Origin of the sequence: Enterobacter cloacae complex sp. 2022EL-00981 (assembly GCF_028737495.1) — a bacterium.
Classification (GTDB): Bacteria; Pseudomonadota; Gammaproteobacteria; order Enterobacterales; family Enterobacteriaceae; genus Enterobacter; species Enterobacter cloacae.
Genome location: NZ_JAQZRK010000022.1, coordinates 44,025 through 60,115, shown reverse-complemented (window position 1 = coordinate 60,115; position 16,091 = coordinate 44,025). Strand labels below are relative to the sequence as shown.

At 50.2% G+C, this 16,091-nt stretch carries 12 protein-coding genes; 10 read left to right on the top strand and 2 right to left on the bottom strand.

The window, feature by feature from the left end; translation table 11 throughout:
• Window positions 1-2 precede the first annotated feature (2 nt).
• The 8 genes from ecpA (at window position 3) to PUZ33_RS17700 (ending at window position 9,317) form a co-directional block, all read left to right on the top strand.
• Window positions 3-587: a common pilus major fimbrillin subunit EcpA gene (gene ecpA, locus PUZ33_RS17735; protein ID WP_013097898.1), complete on the top strand. Its 585-nt coding sequence runs from the start codon at window positions 3-5 to the stop codon at window positions 585-587.
• A 52-nt stretch (window positions 588-639) separates the two neighbouring features.
• On the top strand, window positions 640-1,314 hold the full coding sequence (locus tag PUZ33_RS17730) for a hypothetical protein (protein ID WP_013097897.1): 675 nt from the start codon (window positions 640-642) through the stop codon (window positions 1,312-1,314).
• A 54-nt stretch (window positions 1,315-1,368) separates the two neighbouring features.
• Complete coding sequence (locus PUZ33_RS17725; protein WP_029881795.1) at window positions 1,369-3,861, top strand: TcfC E-set like domain-containing protein; 2,493 nt, start codon at window positions 1,369-1,371, stop codon at window positions 3,859-3,861.
• Window positions 3,862-3,865: 4 nt separating this feature from the next.
• Window positions 3,866-5,482 (top strand): fimbrial protein, encoded by a 1,617-nt coding sequence (locus PUZ33_RS17720; RefSeq protein WP_252107842.1) that lies wholly within the window; start codon window positions 3,866-3,868, stop codon window positions 5,480-5,482.
• Between the two features lie 17 nt (window positions 5,483-5,499).
• On the top strand, window positions 5,500-6,174 hold the full coding sequence (locus tag PUZ33_RS17715) for a fimbrial protein (protein ID WP_072203608.1): 675 nt from the start codon (window positions 5,500-5,502) through the stop codon (window positions 6,172-6,174).
• 99 nt (window positions 6,175-6,273) lie between these two features.
• Window positions 6,274-7,011, top strand: a complete 738-nt coding sequence (locus PUZ33_RS17710; protein WP_038979540.1) for a winged helix-turn-helix domain-containing protein — start codon at window positions 6,274-6,276, stop codon at window positions 7,009-7,011.
• A complete protein-coding gene (locus tag PUZ33_RS17705) occupies window positions 6,986-7,459 on the top strand; it encodes a hypothetical protein (protein ID WP_058678672.1) in 474 nt (157 codons plus the stop codon). The genes PUZ33_RS17710 and PUZ33_RS17705 overlap by 26 nt, the downstream gene beginning before the upstream one ends.
• 370 nt (window positions 7,460-7,829) lie before the next feature.
• Window positions 7,830-9,317: an EAL domain-containing protein gene (locus PUZ33_RS17700; protein ID WP_058680602.1), complete on the top strand. Its 1,488-nt coding sequence runs from the start codon at window positions 7,830-7,832 to the stop codon at window positions 9,315-9,317.
• A gap of 51 nt (window positions 9,318-9,368) precedes the next feature.
• Here PUZ33_RS17700 and yegD read toward each other — a convergent pair whose 3' ends face one another.
• Window positions 9,369-10,721, bottom strand: coding sequence for a molecular chaperone (yegD, locus tag PUZ33_RS17695; protein ID WP_058680603.1), 1,353 nt, complete (start codon window positions 10,719-10,721; stop codon window positions 9,369-9,371).
• Between the two features lie 130 nt (window positions 10,722-10,851).
• Here yegD and alkA point away from each other — a divergent pair, with 130 nt between their 5' ends.
• On the top strand, window positions 10,852-11,724 hold the full coding sequence (gene alkA / locus PUZ33_RS17690) for a DNA-3-methyladenine glycosylase 2 (protein WP_058680604.1): 873 nt from the start codon (window positions 10,852-10,854) through the stop codon (window positions 11,722-11,724).
• On the opposite strand, the gene PUZ33_RS17685 is transcribed toward alkA, so the two are convergent.
• Window positions 11,689-15,018: a diguanylate cyclase gene (locus PUZ33_RS17685; protein ID WP_038420943.1), complete on the bottom strand. Its 3,330-nt coding sequence runs from the start codon at window positions 15,016-15,018 to the stop codon at window positions 11,689-11,691. The genes alkA and PUZ33_RS17685 overlap by 36 nt on opposite strands.
• A 344-nt stretch (window positions 15,019-15,362) precedes the next feature.
• On the opposite strand from PUZ33_RS17685, the gene udk reads away from it, so the two are divergent.
• Entirely contained in the window at window positions 15,363-16,004 is a 642-nt protein-coding gene (udk, locus tag PUZ33_RS17680) for a uridine kinase (RefSeq protein WP_008500855.1), read from the top strand.
• Window positions 16,005-16,091: the final 87 nt, after the last annotated feature.

Below are 16,091 nucleotides of genomic sequence, written 5' to 3'. Positions count from 1 at the left end.
AAATGAAAAAATTATTACTGGTGGCCTCTCTGGTTTCTGTTTTCGCAGCAGCAAATGCAATGGCTGATGTTACTGCATCTGCCACTGCGTCATGGGATGCTACAGCAACAAAAGATACAACTAGCATGCTGGTTGTTACTCCGCTGAACTCGCTGACATTCCAGTATGCGGAAGGTCTGAATGCTTTTAATACTCAGGATGGTGCTTTTGACATTACGATCCAGGGACAGGAAAGTGCAACCGACTTTGAACTGACTGCACAGGTCATTAGCAATACCCTAACCAATGCAAGCGGCGATGCATCTACTCTGGATGTCGGTGTTGCCTGGAACGGTAATGCACTTTCCAGTTCTGCTGAAACCGTTCTGGTTAATGCCTCATCAACTTCTGGTCTGGAAAGTCTGATGGCTGACGGTGCTTATAACGGTGCTGAACGCGTGAGCGATCAGTCCAGCTTTAAGTTCTCTATCGCCTCTGCGACGTCTGATGGTTCAACAGCTGTCACTGACTATTCTGCTTTGCCTGATGGCTACTGGACAGGCGATGTGAAAGTACAGTTCAACGCGACCTGGACTACGCCTGCGTAATGAATGAAAAAATTCGGGAGATTTTTCTCCCGAATTTCTTAGGAATGTACTGATGAATAAATATTTACCCTTTGCCATATTGGCGGGGATCGCTACGTCTTTTTCCAGTTGGGCAATTAATGTGGGTGATATCACGTCGATAATGACTTCCGAGCAGAGTTCATTATCTAAAGAAATTATCAACACGACGAATTCCGCACGCTATGTCAGCGTTACGGTGAAACGACTCTCATCACCGTTGCCTGATGGCACCGAAATAAGCATTAATCCAGGCGAATTACTGTCTACACCCGCCAGCCTTATTCTTCCAGGCGACGCGAAAGATGTTTTCCGCTTTTTCTATAAAGGGCCAGAGGATGATAAAGAACGCTATTATCGCCTGCAATGGATCGATGAACCTGTGAGCGAAAGCGCAGCAACGAAAGCGGGCAAAGCCGCGACGGCAACGGCTTCAGCGGAAATTGGGACTATTTTAGTTGTAGCTCCGCGTAATGAGCGCTTCAACTACAGTCGTCAGGACGATTTGATCATCAACACAGGCAATGTCTCTTTCCGCGTGATTGCCTATGGCGTGTGTAAGGATCCCGCTCAGGACCAGGGGCGGGGATGCCGGGAACGCTATTACGTTATGCCTGGAACCAAAATAAGGCTTCAAAAAAGCGATGTATCAAACAGCCGCACTCGTATTGGCATTTGGCATGGCAAGCAATTTATTACAGTGAAGTAATGCACGACGCCATTACCGGTGCCAATAATAAAATGCTGAAGTGTAAGGATGCATATGTCATTTAAATATTTTATTGGAGGGAGTGTATTTCTCTCTTTAGCGTTAACACCAGGGGCCGTTCATTCCGCCCCCGTTAAAATTGGTCATTATGTCATTCCTGGTACTTTTGCGCGCTCTCTGGAGCAAGGGATGACAGTTCCGGTGTTTATTCGGTATCAAGAGACGGACGAAAAAAGCCAGCAAAAAATTGCTGATGCGGTGATCTCATTGGTTGACGGGAATATTACAGTCAAATCGATAATGGTTTCAGACTTGCCAAACAATGCTGTGCTGGCGGATAAAACGCGCGAGATGGTAGAAAAAATAGGCAATGTGAAATTTAAGGACAACACCGCTATTGCCCTTACGCCTGAAGCACGTCTTCAACTGAACATTTCATCGTTCCACCTGGAGATGATCGTCAGCAGGGACGCGTTGACCGAGGCTGTTGTGGCGCGCAGCTCCTTGTTAGGTCCGTCAAGCGTTGACCGGTTAACTAACGTGCTCAATTACAGTTTTGGTACCTATTACAATGATTATCAAAACGGCAACAGTTCCCGCAGCTATTTAACGCTGGATAATACAACGTCACTTCGTGAGCACCATTTTAATATTAATGGTTCGGTATATGGTATTGGTGAAAGTAATGGTTCCAGCAACGTTTATCGGGCGATGTACGAGCGCGATTACGAAGGTTATCGCCTGGCATTAGGAATGCTTGATACGTGGAATGTCCAGTCTATTGCCAGTCTTAACGCCTTAAACGGCGGAAAAATCTACGGTGCAAGTTACGGAAATAAAGGCAGCACCGTTGTCGAAAATACCTCCCTTTCGCTGACCCCGATTACGGTCTTTTTACCGGCAGCAGGGGAGGTGCATGTATTTCGTGACGGACGGCTGCTGAGCGTTCAGAACTTTAACATGGGCAGCTACGAAATTGACACCAGCCGTTTCCCTTACGGGGTGTACGACGTTACGGTGGATATTGTCGTCAATGGGCGCACGGTCAATACCCGCATGAGTCGCGTAAATAAAATCTTCTCACGCCAGCAGGCGGCGGGGCTGCATGAGATCTCATGGCAGGTCTTTGGCGGTTCGCTTGATTACGATCGCGTCAGTTATAAGCGCAATCATTACCGTGACTTAGGCAGTGAACAGAGCTGGATTGGAGGGGGCGCGGCTTCTCTGACGCTGGCGGTGCTTTCCGGCCTGAATATGAAGTCAACGCTTTACGGTTTTGATTCCAATGCGGTTAACGAAACTGATATCACGTTAAATGTGAACGAATACGTGAGTGTGGGTGCGCAAACGATGCTGGCAAATGATGGAACCTGGCGAAATGTCAGCAATGTGAATGTCAGCGCACCCGGTGGATTTGGCTCAGTGTGGGCCTCTCGGGAAGACAGCAAAATTGGTGACCGTTTGCCGGTGCAAGAACGCGATAACTACTCCATTGGCGGCACGATCAACCTGGGAAGCGTTATTCCACACGGAGGATCGCTGACGCTAAGCCAGACGGAAAACCGCTATTCAGGCAATAAGTATCGCAACATAGATTACAGCACAACACTTTATGCCGGACGGTATGCCACTGTCGGTCTGCGGGCGGGTGTACAGCGCTACTTCTATAACAACACGAATGATGACGGTCGTCAGGAGCGTTATGTCAGCCTGGACTTCTCGTTACCACTGGCCTCCTGGTTAAGTGTGGGCGCATCGCGCGATCGTTACGGTGCGACGCAGGGCAATATCAGCGCTCGTAAACAGTTTAAAGATGGCCCAATCACCTCAGCAGGCGTTTCTGCCTCGACGCGCCTGAGCGGAGAGCAGAATTACGGCAACGATTATTCCGTCAATGGCAATGTCAGTTACAGCACCCAATATAACGCCGGGACGGTCTCTGTCACTCGTTCAGCAGATAACTCGACTAACATGAACTTCTCTTCTCTCGGGGCAATAGCCTGGGCTGGCGGTGATGTTGGTCTGAGTAATGAGCGACAACGCTCGGGGATCATTGTTAAAACGGGTCTGGCAGGCGATGGAAAACTGGCAGCAAAAGTCAATAACCGCAATTACCTGTTGAGCGGTAAATCGACCTTTATTGCGCTCCCTCCGTATGCGCAATACAAACTGGAAATTATGAACGACCGGAACTCCGAAGACAGCTTCGATATTGTTTCCGGACGCAAACACGCGATGAACTTGTATCCAGGGAATGTGAGCGTTGTTGCACCGGAAGTGAAAAGTATGGTGACCGTATTTGGTCGCGTCCGCTATCCCGATGGGCAACTGGCGGCGAACACAGATATCCATAATCACATAGGCAAAACTCGGACTGACGGGAAAGGTGAGTTTGCGATCGATATCGATAAAAAGTATCCCATCATTACCCTGGTATCAGCTAATGGAAGTATCTGTGAAGCCGATTTGGATCTGGATAAAGCCAGGGGGGCCGCGTGGGTGGGTGATGTTAAATGTGCACTGCAATCGACAATGGCGAAGAGGTAATTCTATGAAAAAAAGTGCAAATATTATTATTCCTTTACTCGTTGTCGGTGCCTTAACACCCTTTACAGCGAAAGCGTTGACGGCGACATCCTCCGGATCTGTCAGTAATAATTTTATGTTTATCGAAAATGCCATTGATGGTGAGTATTTTATTACTCCTTCCTCGCTTGATCCACGTTTCAGCGGGTCGAATACCTGGGTGAAATATGGAACTTCCCAGGTAAGTTTAGGCTATTTAGGCTACGTAGGTTGGCTGGCACCGGCGAATAACTATCAGGATATGTGGATTGATAATTCCCCAATCGATGGACCGTTTAGCGGTATTCGTTGCTACAGTGGAACGCAGTGCCCAACGACAGGATATATTACGGGTCAGGGAACGGACAGCAACGGTTTCTACCATGCTCAGGTCGGGTCTGTCGCCGGTGTGGTCGGCGGGGCATATGGGTTTGCCTCCCTGAGTGACTCTGCCTACGAATATTTCCGCAATATGGCCACCGGAAGTAGCGAAACATATGTTTTCAATCGCTGTTATACCTCGGTCAATTATGATTACGCGGCAGGCGAGCGCTGCAAAGATCAGTCCTCAGGACGCTGGAACTACGTAAACTACACGTTAACCAAACGCGGCCATCTGGCACTGGAATCGACCAGCGCCTTCCAGGAGCTGTGGATTGCCAGCGACGGCACGCCGAGTATTACCAATGATTCAGGTGCCTGTGAGTTGGGCGTCGTCAGTAACGTGAGCGGTGTTATCTGCAAAATGGTCAGCTATAATCTTCAGCAGACAGCTAACCTGACGGCATCATTGACGTTCAGGGCGTATGTGGATTCAACAGCGCTTGGATTTACCCCTGCAGCGGCCACCGTGCGGTATTCCGGTAATGGCTCCACATGGTATAACTTCAGTGCATCGACGGCGTATTACAACGTGTTCACCACCAGCGGTGAATATGTGTACCTCTTTTTGTCGCAGACATTTCTCAAAAATCTGGTCAATGCGGGCGTCAGTATTACGAATAGCCAGCCGTTTACCTTTGCGTTTACTAATGCTCTAACACCTGAGTCAGGTTATTACCAGTTCATGCCTTCGTTACAGCTTAATATCGTACCTAAGGAGTATGGGATAAGTATTATTTCATCTAATAATACAACGTCTGCTAGCGGTAGCGGCACTATTGGCGAGGATACGCCAATAAGAATGGATTATACCGTTACTGTTTCAGGCCCTCGCCAGGCTGACAGCATTACCGCGCAAGTTATTGGCGATAGCACAACGTTAAATGACACGCCGTACTGCCTGTTTACGTCCGCACAAGGTGGAGTAAGTGTGCCGATACCGGCCTATCTTGAGTATAACAACCAGTCAGGTAGTGTGACTCAGGCAAGAAATAGCTGTGGTGAAGCGGCCATAAGCCTGAATGATGCTCTGTGGCAACAAACGCCCTGGGACGCCAACAACACTGATGACGGGAGTTACTTCAATACCCGTTTATCGCTGCTCTTTCCGATGGACGATTCTCGCTCTGCTTTTACGGTATCAGGTTCTGACTGGGAAGGCGTGGTCAGCGCCAGTGGGGAGATAAAAGTCATGGCGAACTGGGTAGGGGTGACTAAATGACCGGATGGCGTGTGGCTATGATCGTTACTGGTTTGGCTCTCCTGGCGTTATTTAGCCTGCCCGCACGCGCCTTGTATCTTGATTCAACCATTTTTGACATGGCGGCGGATAAATCCTTTATCAGCAAACGTGTTTTTAATGACAGCCACAAGCAGAATATTTACAGCATTTCGGCGGTGAAAATTGATAAGCCCGGGCCTGGCGGGGAGCGTCGCCAGGCTATCGAAGAGGGCGAATTACTGTTTGCACCGCTTAATTTCTCTCTGGCACCGGATGCAGGAGAGTTTTTCAAGATTTTCTATCGTGGTCCGCAGGATGACAAGGAGCGCTACTACCGTGTGCAGTTTACTGAAATGCCCATCACCCTTTTCCCGGAGCGCAACAGGGGTAAAAAGAGCGAAGCGATACCAGCTATCGCACTGGAAACCATTCTGGTTGTTCGGCCACGAAAAATGAATTTGCATTATATGCTGGATGAGCAGAAAGGGGTTCTTGAAAATACAGGAAATACCTTTTTTAAAATCATTTTTCAAAAGGGGTGCAATTCGACCGATGATGAAGCGACCATTCGCTATATTCTACCGGGAGAAACGTACCGAAGCCCCGAACTGAAAGCACAAAATAAAAAATTTATAGTGGCTTTGCAAAAGTATATCCCTGTTGGTAGTGGATGTTTTACACATGCCTCATAAAATTGGAACAAACTATTCTTGTATTGCTAACTATCTGATGTGAATATATTCTGTATCGTATGTGAATCTCGTCAAAGATAAAAATAAGAGTTTATCTGGATGAAAAAAATAATTAACGGTCAGGTTTTATACGATTCAGAGCAGAGGGTATTAAGTGTGCAAGGTGAAAGGATTATCCTCTCTGCACCAACCTCAAGGTTACTGGAACTTTTTATTGATAATAACTATAAGCAAGTAAACCGGGAACTGATCATCGAAGAGGTCTGGGGAAAACATGGCATGATACCCTCAGGGCATAGCCTTAATAAAAGCGTGAGCATATTGCGCAAAGCTTTTTCATCGTTAGGCTTGAACAATATAATCGTCACGATCCCGCGCGAAGGGTTCCTTTTTCAGGCCCGGGTCAGCAGCGTGAATGATGATATCAAGAGTAAAAGAATAACGACCACCCAGTTAGATATTGTTGATAAGGCTTTTCAGTATAGACGGTGGCCGCAGCTTATCCTATGGTGTGTTTTCACTTTTACTGTCTGTGCAGTTATGGTTTTTTTTCTCATATTAATGTTTCGCAATAACGATGGGGTTGTACATATATTGAAATCCGGCTCGTGTGATTTTTACACCACAGATGATAATTCATCAGTGAAGTTATCCCGATTTTTGAATTCACCAAATTGGCAAAAACACAGTTCCATTTGTGAAGGAAGAGATAAAGTCATCATATTTTATGATGACAATAACTTATCGGCAGGTAATAAACTGAAAGAGTATTTCTTTAGCGTGTGTAAAATGGAGCAAAAAGGAACGGTGCATGAGTGCGAAAATTATCTTTATTAGTATGTTCGCTGCGGTCATGGTGATATTTCTTTTTTTGCTTAATCGCCCTCGTATTCCATCGGCTTTTGTGTGTACGGCTAAAAGCCATGTTTTTCTCCATACTCAAAAAGAGGGGGTGAGCATTGAAGGTGAGGTTTTGTTAGTTTTGAGGATTTCGTCTGCAGAGGAAGGTGCTTTCTCACAAGTTGGGGTACTGGATGTTAACGGCAAACATTATGCTATTAATCGCTCCACTACCTTGAGCTTCCTTAGAGAAGACAGTGATGGTTATTTGCGTACGCAACGCATTGCAGTGGTAAAAAATGATAACGATGACTTGCCTGATGAAATAACCAACCTGCTCATGTCTAAGCAACAACTCTTTTATTACAAGATCATACATATCACCGATAACGTTTATGGGGTCAGGGATCTACGGCGCACGCTGATGGTCTGTCGAGCAAAGTAACGTGACAATGAGGACTTCTCTTTGGCGTAATTCTCTTTATCTTTTGAGTTTCACAGATATTAATTCTGTAATTTTTCTCTTTATTCTTATTTTATTTTGTTTGGTTCTGAATGTAAGTGCATTAATTTGTACTGTATTAGGATAAGGAAAATTTCTGTATCTGCTGCGGAAATATTCTTATCATTGTGGAAAAAATATGATCTTGACGGAGGGAGGGACCATTAAGATTAACCATTTCTTGTTCTTGTTTTATTAAGGCGGATATTGTCTACCGGGCATTGGATGTTTTGCGAAAACCAAAGCAAATATAATCTTTCTCTCTGTACGATAGAAGGAAGCGATTTTCAATTAAACTTTTACGGTGATAATTATGAACACGAAAAAGGTCTTTCTGCTCAGTTACGACATTTATCTTTTCTCAGGAATAAGGTCATTTCTGCCTAATCTGTTACTCGTTGATTCTGGAACGTTTGTTTCTGATTCAGACATTTTAATGCCACAGTACAACAGCTGTTTGTTAATCATTGATAACAGAGTGCCATTTTGTATAATACAAAAATGGCTGCAAAGAAATAGCAGCCAGTTTATCTATGTTAACAGTATTGTTCTCACGATGAGTGACAGTAAATGTATCAATCGAGGCTGTGAAAATAGTGAGTCTGTTAACGCTAAAGTAAGCTGTAATAGCCTTATTTCTGTTCTAAAAACTAAATTGATGTCAAATGTGCAGGGGGGCGCTCCGTCAACATTGGGCTGCGTTGATAGATTTCATTTAAGTGATTTTGAACAAGAGATGATTTACGCCTCTTTCACTAAAATGGGGCTGGAAGAATTTTGCAAGGCAAATTCTTTAACGCCTAAATCGCTCTATCGTTATCGAGATAAAATAACTCATCGCCTGAGTTTTGATAACTTTAATGAGACTATAATTTATCTTTCCAGAAATGGTTTTTTGGCAGAACGATGGGGGGCACATGACAACAAGAAAAGCCAAACAATGACAGAGGGTATATTTGATAGCAACGAAGCTAATAGATTAACTCTGGCTTTGAAAAATGATGAGATTGTGCCTTATTTTCAACCCATCGTCGGAAGTAAAGGAGATCTGTGTGGCATTGAGGTGCTGGCGCGGTGGCCTTCAGGCCACAACTATGCCATTTCTCAACGTGAGTTCATCCCGCTGGCGGAAATTAGTGGACAAATAAACGATCTGACAAGTTATCTGATGAATAAGGTCGCGAGTCATTTAAATCACGATATTACCTGGCAGGGACAGTCTTTTTTTGTGGCGTTTAACGTGAGCCCCTCAAATTTGAGTAACCCTGTTTTCTATTGGGAATGCCTCAATTTTTTGGAATTAACGGAATCACTGCCAATAAAATTGATGATTGAGATTACTGAAAACCAGACACTGGTAGTCACGCCTGCAATAAAAGAGTTAATCCGTTCGTTACGTAACCGGGGTGTCCTCTTTGCTCTGGATGATTTTGGAACGGGATACGCCAATCTGTGTTGTCTGAATGAACTCGAGCTGGACGTGATTAAGATTGATAAGATCTTTATCAAAGGGATCCATGCAGAAGATCAGACGCTGCCGATGCTGGAATCGATCATTAATCTGGCTGGCATTCTGGGGTTACGTACTGTTGCAGAGGGCGTGGAGTTTGCCTGTCAACGCGAATGGCTTATCGCCCATAAGGTTGATTTCCTGCAGGGGTATTATTTCATGCCACCTATGGCATTGGCTGAATTTCATCGCTATATGCAGCAGTATGGCTCCGCAGCAATAGGGTCTGCATGGAGGAGAAAAAGACTAATTTCAGACCCAATGCAAGCGGAGCGTTGTCGCTCACTATAGATACCGATACTGAGGCCCCACGAGATGATCGAGGGGCCTCAGTTTGTGTATTTAACTAAACATCACCTGCGCCCAGCGCGCCAGCCCCGCCGTGACGGAGCCAAAGTCATCGCCGCCGGCAATCGGAATGCCCGGCAGCTGTTCTGCCAGCGCTTTCTTGATCAGCGGCGAACGGGCGCTACCGCCGGTCAGGTAAATCACGTCCGGCTTCTCTTTGCCGTTCTCCAGCGCCAGTTGCACCTGTTCCAGAATGCGCTGCAGCGGCTGGGCGAGCGCGGTTTCCAGTCCTTCCTGAGAAATGGCGGTTGCCAGATCTTCACTGATAAACGGCAAGGAAACCGCGTGCTCCGGGCGATCGGAGAGGGCGATTTTGCTCTCTTCGGCAGTACGCACCACGCGATAACTCAGACGCTGACGCCAGACTTTGTAGAGCAGGGCGACCTTGTCGGCCTCCCGGGCATCGCGCACCATATCGTTCAGGAAGCGGCCATTCGCGCTGCTGTAAAAATCGCTCTGCGCGGGGACGTCGTTGATGGCGATAGCGTTCCACCAGGGCAGGATCGGCAGGGCGATCCCTTTTTCCGTTTGCCCACCCATGCCCAGCAGTGGCATCAGGCTCTTAAAGGCGAGCGCGATATCCAGATCGTTACCGCCCACGCGGCAGCCGCTGTGCCCCAGCAGGCTGTTTTCGCGGTCACGACGGTTATGCCACTGCGGCCCCATCAGCAGCAGTGAGCAGTCGGTGGTGCCCCCGCCAATGTCAACGACCAGCACGCGCTTCTCTTCTGTTAGCGTGGCTTCAAAATCCAGCCCCGCCGCCACCGGCTCATACTGGAATACCACGTCGCGAAAGCCCGCGCGGTGCGCGGCACGCTCAAGGATCCCCTGCGCCTGCTGGTTAGCCTCGTCGCCACCCAGCCCCTGGAAGTTGATCGGACGGCCAATGACCGCCTGATCGATCGCCTCCGGTACCTGGGTTTGCGCCTGATTGCGAATGTGCAGCATCATGGCGCAGACCAGATCTTCAAACATCGCCACCTGCTGCGGCTTCAGCCCGCTGGCGCCGAGAAACGATTTTGGCGATTTAACGAAGTAGACCTCTTCCGGGTCGTCAATGTAGTGTCCGAGCGACGAGAGGCCGAACTGGACGCTAGACGGTGTGACGTCGATATCTTCTTCGCGGTTAAAACTGACGGCCCGGCGCAGCAACGCTTGTGATTCCGCCGCCGTGGCCGGAACCTGATGGTGGCGGAACAGCCATTCGCTGACCGCTTCGCGGGTTGGTGCGCAGAGCATTGACGGCAGCAGCGTACTCTCGTTTTCCATTTTCAGGAGCAATGGTTGTCCGTTTTGCATAATCGCAATCGAACAGTTCGCCGTACCGTAGTCGAATCCAATAAACACGATTAATCCCCATGCCAGTGAGAAGGGGCGAGACTTTAGCGGAATGCCCGACCGGCGACAACAGGAATATGAAAGCAAGGCGAAACAAGGCCTTTCGGTTTATGCTGAGGTGAACAAAAAAGGAGTGACAATGTATACCCTGACCTGGCAACCCCCTTATGACTGGCAATGGATGTTTGGCTTTCTTGGTGCGCGTGCGGTGGAGGGGATCGAGACGGTTACCGAACGCTACTACGAGCGCAGTTTCACCTGCCAGCGACACCAGGGGATCTTTCGCGTCACCCCGGATCTGAACGCCCACATGCTCAACGTCACGCTCAGCCCGGGGTTAATCCCGGTTGCGCAGACCTGTCTTGAACGCATCGCAGGTCTGTTCGATCTTGCCTGCGATCCGCAGCAAATTCAGCAGGCGCTGGGCGACCTGGGCGCTGCGCGGCCTGGGTTGCGCTTACCGGGGGCGATGGATGCCTACGAGCAGGGCGTGCGGGCGATCCTGGGGCAACTGGTCAGCGTGGCGATGGCGGCGAAGCTGGCCTCACGGGTGGTAGCCCTGTGCGGCGAACCGGTAAAAGATGCGCCGGGCTATCTGTGCTTTCCCACACCTGAGGTGCTGGCTGCGGTGGATCCGCTGGCGCTGAAGGCCCTCGGCATGCCGGTCAAACGGGCGGAGTCGTTGATTCATCTGGCCCGCTCCGTGGTCGACGGCACGTTTCCGCTGTTCCCGCCTGCGGATATTGAGGCCGGGATGAAAGCCTTACAGCAGCGGCCGGGGATAGGGCGCTGGACGGCAAATTACCTTGCCCTGCGCGGCTGGCAGGCGAAAGATGTGTTCCTGCCGGATGACTACCTGATTAAACAACGCTTTGCCGGCATGACGCCCGCGCAAATTCGCCGCTACGCCCAGCGTTGGCAGCCGTGGCGCTCTTACGCCCTGTTGCACATCTGGTATACCGACGGCTGGACGCCATCAGTTGATGGCGAAATAGCTGGTGTTCAGCAGTAGATCCAGCGGCTGCGGCTCGCCGATGGTGTCACCGAAAATAAAATCAACGCCGATGCCGGAGAGCGTATCCATCATGATGGGCTGGTTACACGGACCGGCGATGGTACGCATCCCCAGACGCTGAGCATGGCCCTGAATAATGGTAACCATCATCTCATCCATCAGGTTGCCGTGCACATTGGTCACCACTTCGGCGTCCAGCATCAGATAATCAGCCACGTTGGCACCAAGGTGGCTAAAGAGCTCCATGTTGCGTCCCGCCTGGCTGAGCACCACGCGGCAGCCAGCGTGGCGGAGCTTTTGCAGCCCCGTCTGGACGTTTGGATCCGGGTTTGCCACAACGTCGATCGCGATGACCAGATGCAGCAGACGGCCCGGTAAAGGCCCTTTATCCAGCAGGTCGAGCAATTCGTCGATCAGCGTGGTGCTGGCTAAACCCGCGGCGGACAGGGGAAGGGCGACCCCGAGGCCTTTTTTGGCAACCGGAGCGGCATACGCGCGGAAGAATTCGCTAAATATACGGCGGTCCAGCGCATGTAAAAGCTCAGGCTCCGCCAGGCCGGAACGGAAGGCGTGCTCTTCCAGCACTTCTCCCTGGCTGGTCCACAGGCGCAGCGAAATCAGCCAGAAGTTGCAACTTTCCGGGATGCGCGGGGAGGCCACGCTGCGGGCGATCATCATCAGATGGTTGTCTTTGATCATATGCCACTGTTCATCGAGCGACATCATACTGCGCGCGCTGTGTGCCCGCTCCTGCTGCGGCTCGTACACCGTCACCACGCCGCGACCGTTGTTTTTCGAGGCGTAGCAGGCAATGTCGGCCTGGGACATGACTTCCGAGGCCTGATGATTATTTTCATCAATCAGCGTGATCCCCGCGCTGGCGCCGATCCGGTGCAGGCGGCCCTCCCACATAAAGTGATAGTCGTTGATGGTATGGACCAGCCGACCCGCAATATAGCGGGCACTTTCAATATTGCAGTCCGGCAGCAGCAGCCCGAATTCATCCCCGCCCAGACGCGCCAGCACGTCGCTGGAGCGCAGCATGGTCAGCATCAAGGACGCAAGCTCCCGCAACAGGGCGTCACCCGCCGCGTGGCCTGCGGTATCGTTGACGGCTTTGAAGCGATCAAGATCGATAAACACCAGCGCATGTCGCTGGCGCGTCTCCTGCACGGTTTGCAGCAGCCGCTTGAGGTGATTTTCGAAACTGACCCGGTTTGCCAGATGGGTGAGGGCATCGTGAGAAGCGCTATAACTGAGCTGACGCAACATTTTGCGCGATTCGGTGACGTCCTGAATAACCAGCACCGAGCCGATATTCTGCCCGTCCAGCGTGCTGAGCGGTGTGATGCTGTAATGGATATCAAAAACGCCGCCGGTACGGCAGTTCAGCACCACATCCTGCTCAATATCTGAACGGGACATATCGCCGCTGTGAATATTCTCCATCAGCGGCCCTTTTTCGCCGAAGGTGATATGCAGAACCTTTAGCACCGGCTGGCCGATGGCCTCGGTTTGCAGCCAGCCGCTCATTTTCTCTGCGACCGGGTTCATAAAGGTGACATTCATGTCGACATCGGTACACAGCACTGCTTCGCCGATGGAGTCGAGGGTAATGTGCAAACGCTCTTTTTCCTGGAACAGGGCCTCATTGAGCTGCTTCACTTCGGTCATGTCCATATTGATACCGAGCAAGCGTTCGACTTCCCCCTGTTTGTTCAGGACCCGGTTCGCCAGGGAGCGAATATGGCGTACCCCCTCTTTCACGCGAATACGGAATTCAAGCTTAAACGGCAGCCGTGAAATGAGTGATTCCCGAAGCACTTTTTCCGCATGGGCGCGATCTTCAGGCAGCATCGTATCGTGCCAGAGCTGCCACGTAGGTTTGATGTGCGGCGGGATTTCATACAGCTCAAACATCCGCTTATCCCAGCTGATGATGTCCGGCTCAAGATCCCACTCCCAGATGCCAATGCCGCCCGCTTCATTGGCAAGGGTAATGCGCTCCATCAGCCGTTTATTGACCCATTCGGTCTGCTTCAGATCGTTAATATCTTCAATCTGGGCAATGAAATAGAGCGGTGAACCGTCGGCATGACGTACAACCGAGACCGCAAGCAGCGCCCAGACCACTTCGCCGCTGCGGGTGTAGTAGCGCTTCTCAAGGGTGTAGGTGTTGATATCCCCGTTGACCAGTTGTTCAAGCTGTTCGAGATCGGTGTGCAGATCTTCTGGCCAGGTTAGCTGCTGGAAGGTGAGCGACTGCAGCTCCGTCTGGCTGTAGCCGAGAAAGTTACACAGCGCTTTATTGGCCTGCAGCCACTGGCCGTCAATGCTGACCAGCGCCATGCCAATAGCTGAATACTCCATCGCATTACGAAAACGCTCTTCACTTTCAGTGATGTGTTTTCGCTCTGCGCGAAAGGCATACATCACCATGGTCATGACGTTGGCTGGCAGAAGCAGCATCAGGAACGGCAGCCAGGGGGCATTCAGCATCGCGCCGGTGTGCTGCGTGGTCAGTGCCTCCGGGTTATGGGCAATCATCAGCGAAACCACCATCACGGTGACCAGAAACACCATAAAGGCTTCCATGCGTGGCAGGCGCACAGCGCTCCACATCAGCAGAACAATGACGCAGGTAAAAGGCCACGGCAGCCAGACGATGGCCGCCCAGCTAAGGACCAGCGTCACGGCCATGGTTACCAGCGTTTCCAGCAGCAGCTTCGGGTCTCGATGGCGCAGGAGATAGTGCGGCTTAAACAGTAACCCTAATGGCACCAGGGCCAGTGCGCCAACCGCTTCAGACAAGACCCACACGAGGAAATTACGCAGCGGCTCCGGGCTGGGTATCAGTAAATGCACCAGCACACCGCCCACCAGCGGGGGGATCAGCGCGCTGCCGATGGCCAGGCGGATCCAGTCATTCAGATTCTGCAGCGGGTTGTACCAGGGGAGCAGTTTGCGCAGTAATAATGCACCAACTACCGCTTCCACCACGTTAATGGCGGTATAGGTCGGATTAATCGACGACCAGGAAAAGAGCATCCACGAGGCCAGAATATTGCCAAACGAACAGGCCAGAGCAATACCGGGCCACATTTTTCCGGCGTGGCGATAAAACGCCACCATCATAATGGCGGTGGGAAACCAGAGCGGAGCCAGCAGCGCGCCGAAGCGGGTCAACTCCAGCGAAAAAAGGGTAAAGATAAAGGTGACCAGGCCCAGACAGACAAGTCGCATAAGAGGATGTGGGGTGGTAACCAAAACCCGCTGGTGTTGTTTATTCATTACCGCTTTATCCAGAGACGCCATGCCGTCGGGAGTGAAGGTCCGGACGAGTGAATGTGCTAATTTGGTTTATGCTAGTACAAACAATTTACAATTCATATGGCGACTGCTCATAATTTGACATCATAGATTTATTAAATAGTTAGTGTTTAAAAAAATCCTGTTAAACGCTGAAAAAACGCGCGTAAAAATTTCACTCAGGGAACATGACGTCACTTTTCAGCCTGTCTCGCATAACCTGCGCTTTCGACTGGTATCACGCCCGTGAAATCCCTATAATTGCCGCGTTTGACGCTCCGGCGTCGTCCTTCCTTAACATCCAGGTTAATCAGGTCGCTAAATTTATGACTGATAAGTCTCATCAGTGCGTCATTATAGGCATTGCCGGCGCATCGGCTTCAGGTAAAAGTCTTATTGCCAGTACGCTTTACCGCGAACTGCGTGAACAAGTTGGTGATGAGCACATCGGCGTCATTCCCGAAGACAGCTATTACAAAGACCAATCCCATCTGTCGATGGAAGAGCGCGTAAAAACGAACTATGACCATCCTAATGCCATGGATCACAGCTTGCTGTTCCAGCATTTAGAAGCGCTCAAGAGCGGCCAGGCGATTGAACTGCCTGTTTATAGTTACGTGGAACATACCCGCACGCAGGAAACGATTCGCATTGAGCCAAAGAAGGTGATTATCCTTGAAGGCATCCTGCTTCTGACCGACGCGCGTCTGCGCGAGTCAATGAACTTCTCCATCTTTGTTGATACCCCGCTGGACATCTGCCTGATGCGCCGCATCAAGCGTGACGTGAACGAACGTGGCCGTTCAATGGACTCCGTCATGGCGCAGTACCAGAAAACCGTTCGCCCAATGTTCCTGCAATTTATTGAACCATCCAAACAATACGCCGATATTATCGTGCCGCGCGGAGGCAAAAACCGCATTGCCATTGATATCTTAAAAGCGAAAATCAGCCAGTTTTTTGAATAAGCCGCGCGAATTGTGTACCGTTCAGAGATAACCTGCTTTGCCCTGAGGCGTTATCCTCAGGGCACGATGCACGAAAGGAGAGAGTGC

Bases quoted from the DNA above. Each gene is read 5' to 3' on its own strand.
- PUZ33_RS17725 (WP_029881795.1), top strand. From the start codon at position 1,369: ATGTCATTTAAATATTTTATTGGAGGGAGTGTATTTCTCTCTTTAGCG.
- PUZ33_RS17720 (WP_252107842.1), top strand. From the start codon at position 3,866: ATGAAAAAAAGTGCAAATATTATTATTCCTTTACTCGTTGTCGGTGCC.
- PUZ33_RS17710 (WP_038979540.1), top strand. From the start codon at position 6,274: ATGAAAAAAATAATTAACGGTCAGGTTTTATACGATTCAGAGCAGAGG.
- PUZ33_RS17700 (WP_058680602.1), top strand. From the start codon at position 7,830: ATGAACACGAAAAAGGTCTTTCTGCTCAGTTACGACATTTATCTTTTC.
- PUZ33_RS17685 (WP_038420943.1), bottom strand. From the start codon at position 15,018: ATGAATAAACAACACCAGCGGGTTTTGGTTACCACCCCACATCCTCTT.
- PUZ33_RS17705 (WP_058678672.1), top strand. From the start codon at position 6,986: ATGAGTGCGAAAATTATCTTTATTAGTATGTTCGCTGCGGTCATGGTG.
- alkA (WP_058680604.1), top strand. From the start codon at position 10,852: ATGTATACCCTGACCTGGCAACCCCCTTATGACTGGCAATGGATGTTT.
- PUZ33_RS17730 (WP_013097897.1), top strand. From the start codon at position 640: ATGAATAAATATTTACCCTTTGCCATATTGGCGGGGATCGCTACGTCT.
- PUZ33_RS17715 (WP_072203608.1), top strand. From the start codon at position 5,500: ATGATCGTTACTGGTTTGGCTCTCCTGGCGTTATTTAGCCTGCCCGCA.
- udk (WP_008500855.1), top strand. From the start codon at position 15,363: ATGACTGATAAGTCTCATCAGTGCGTCATTATAGGCATTGCCGGCGCA.
- ecpA (WP_013097898.1), top strand. From the start codon at position 3: ATGAAAAAATTATTACTGGTGGCCTCTCTGGTTTCTGTTTTCGCAGCA.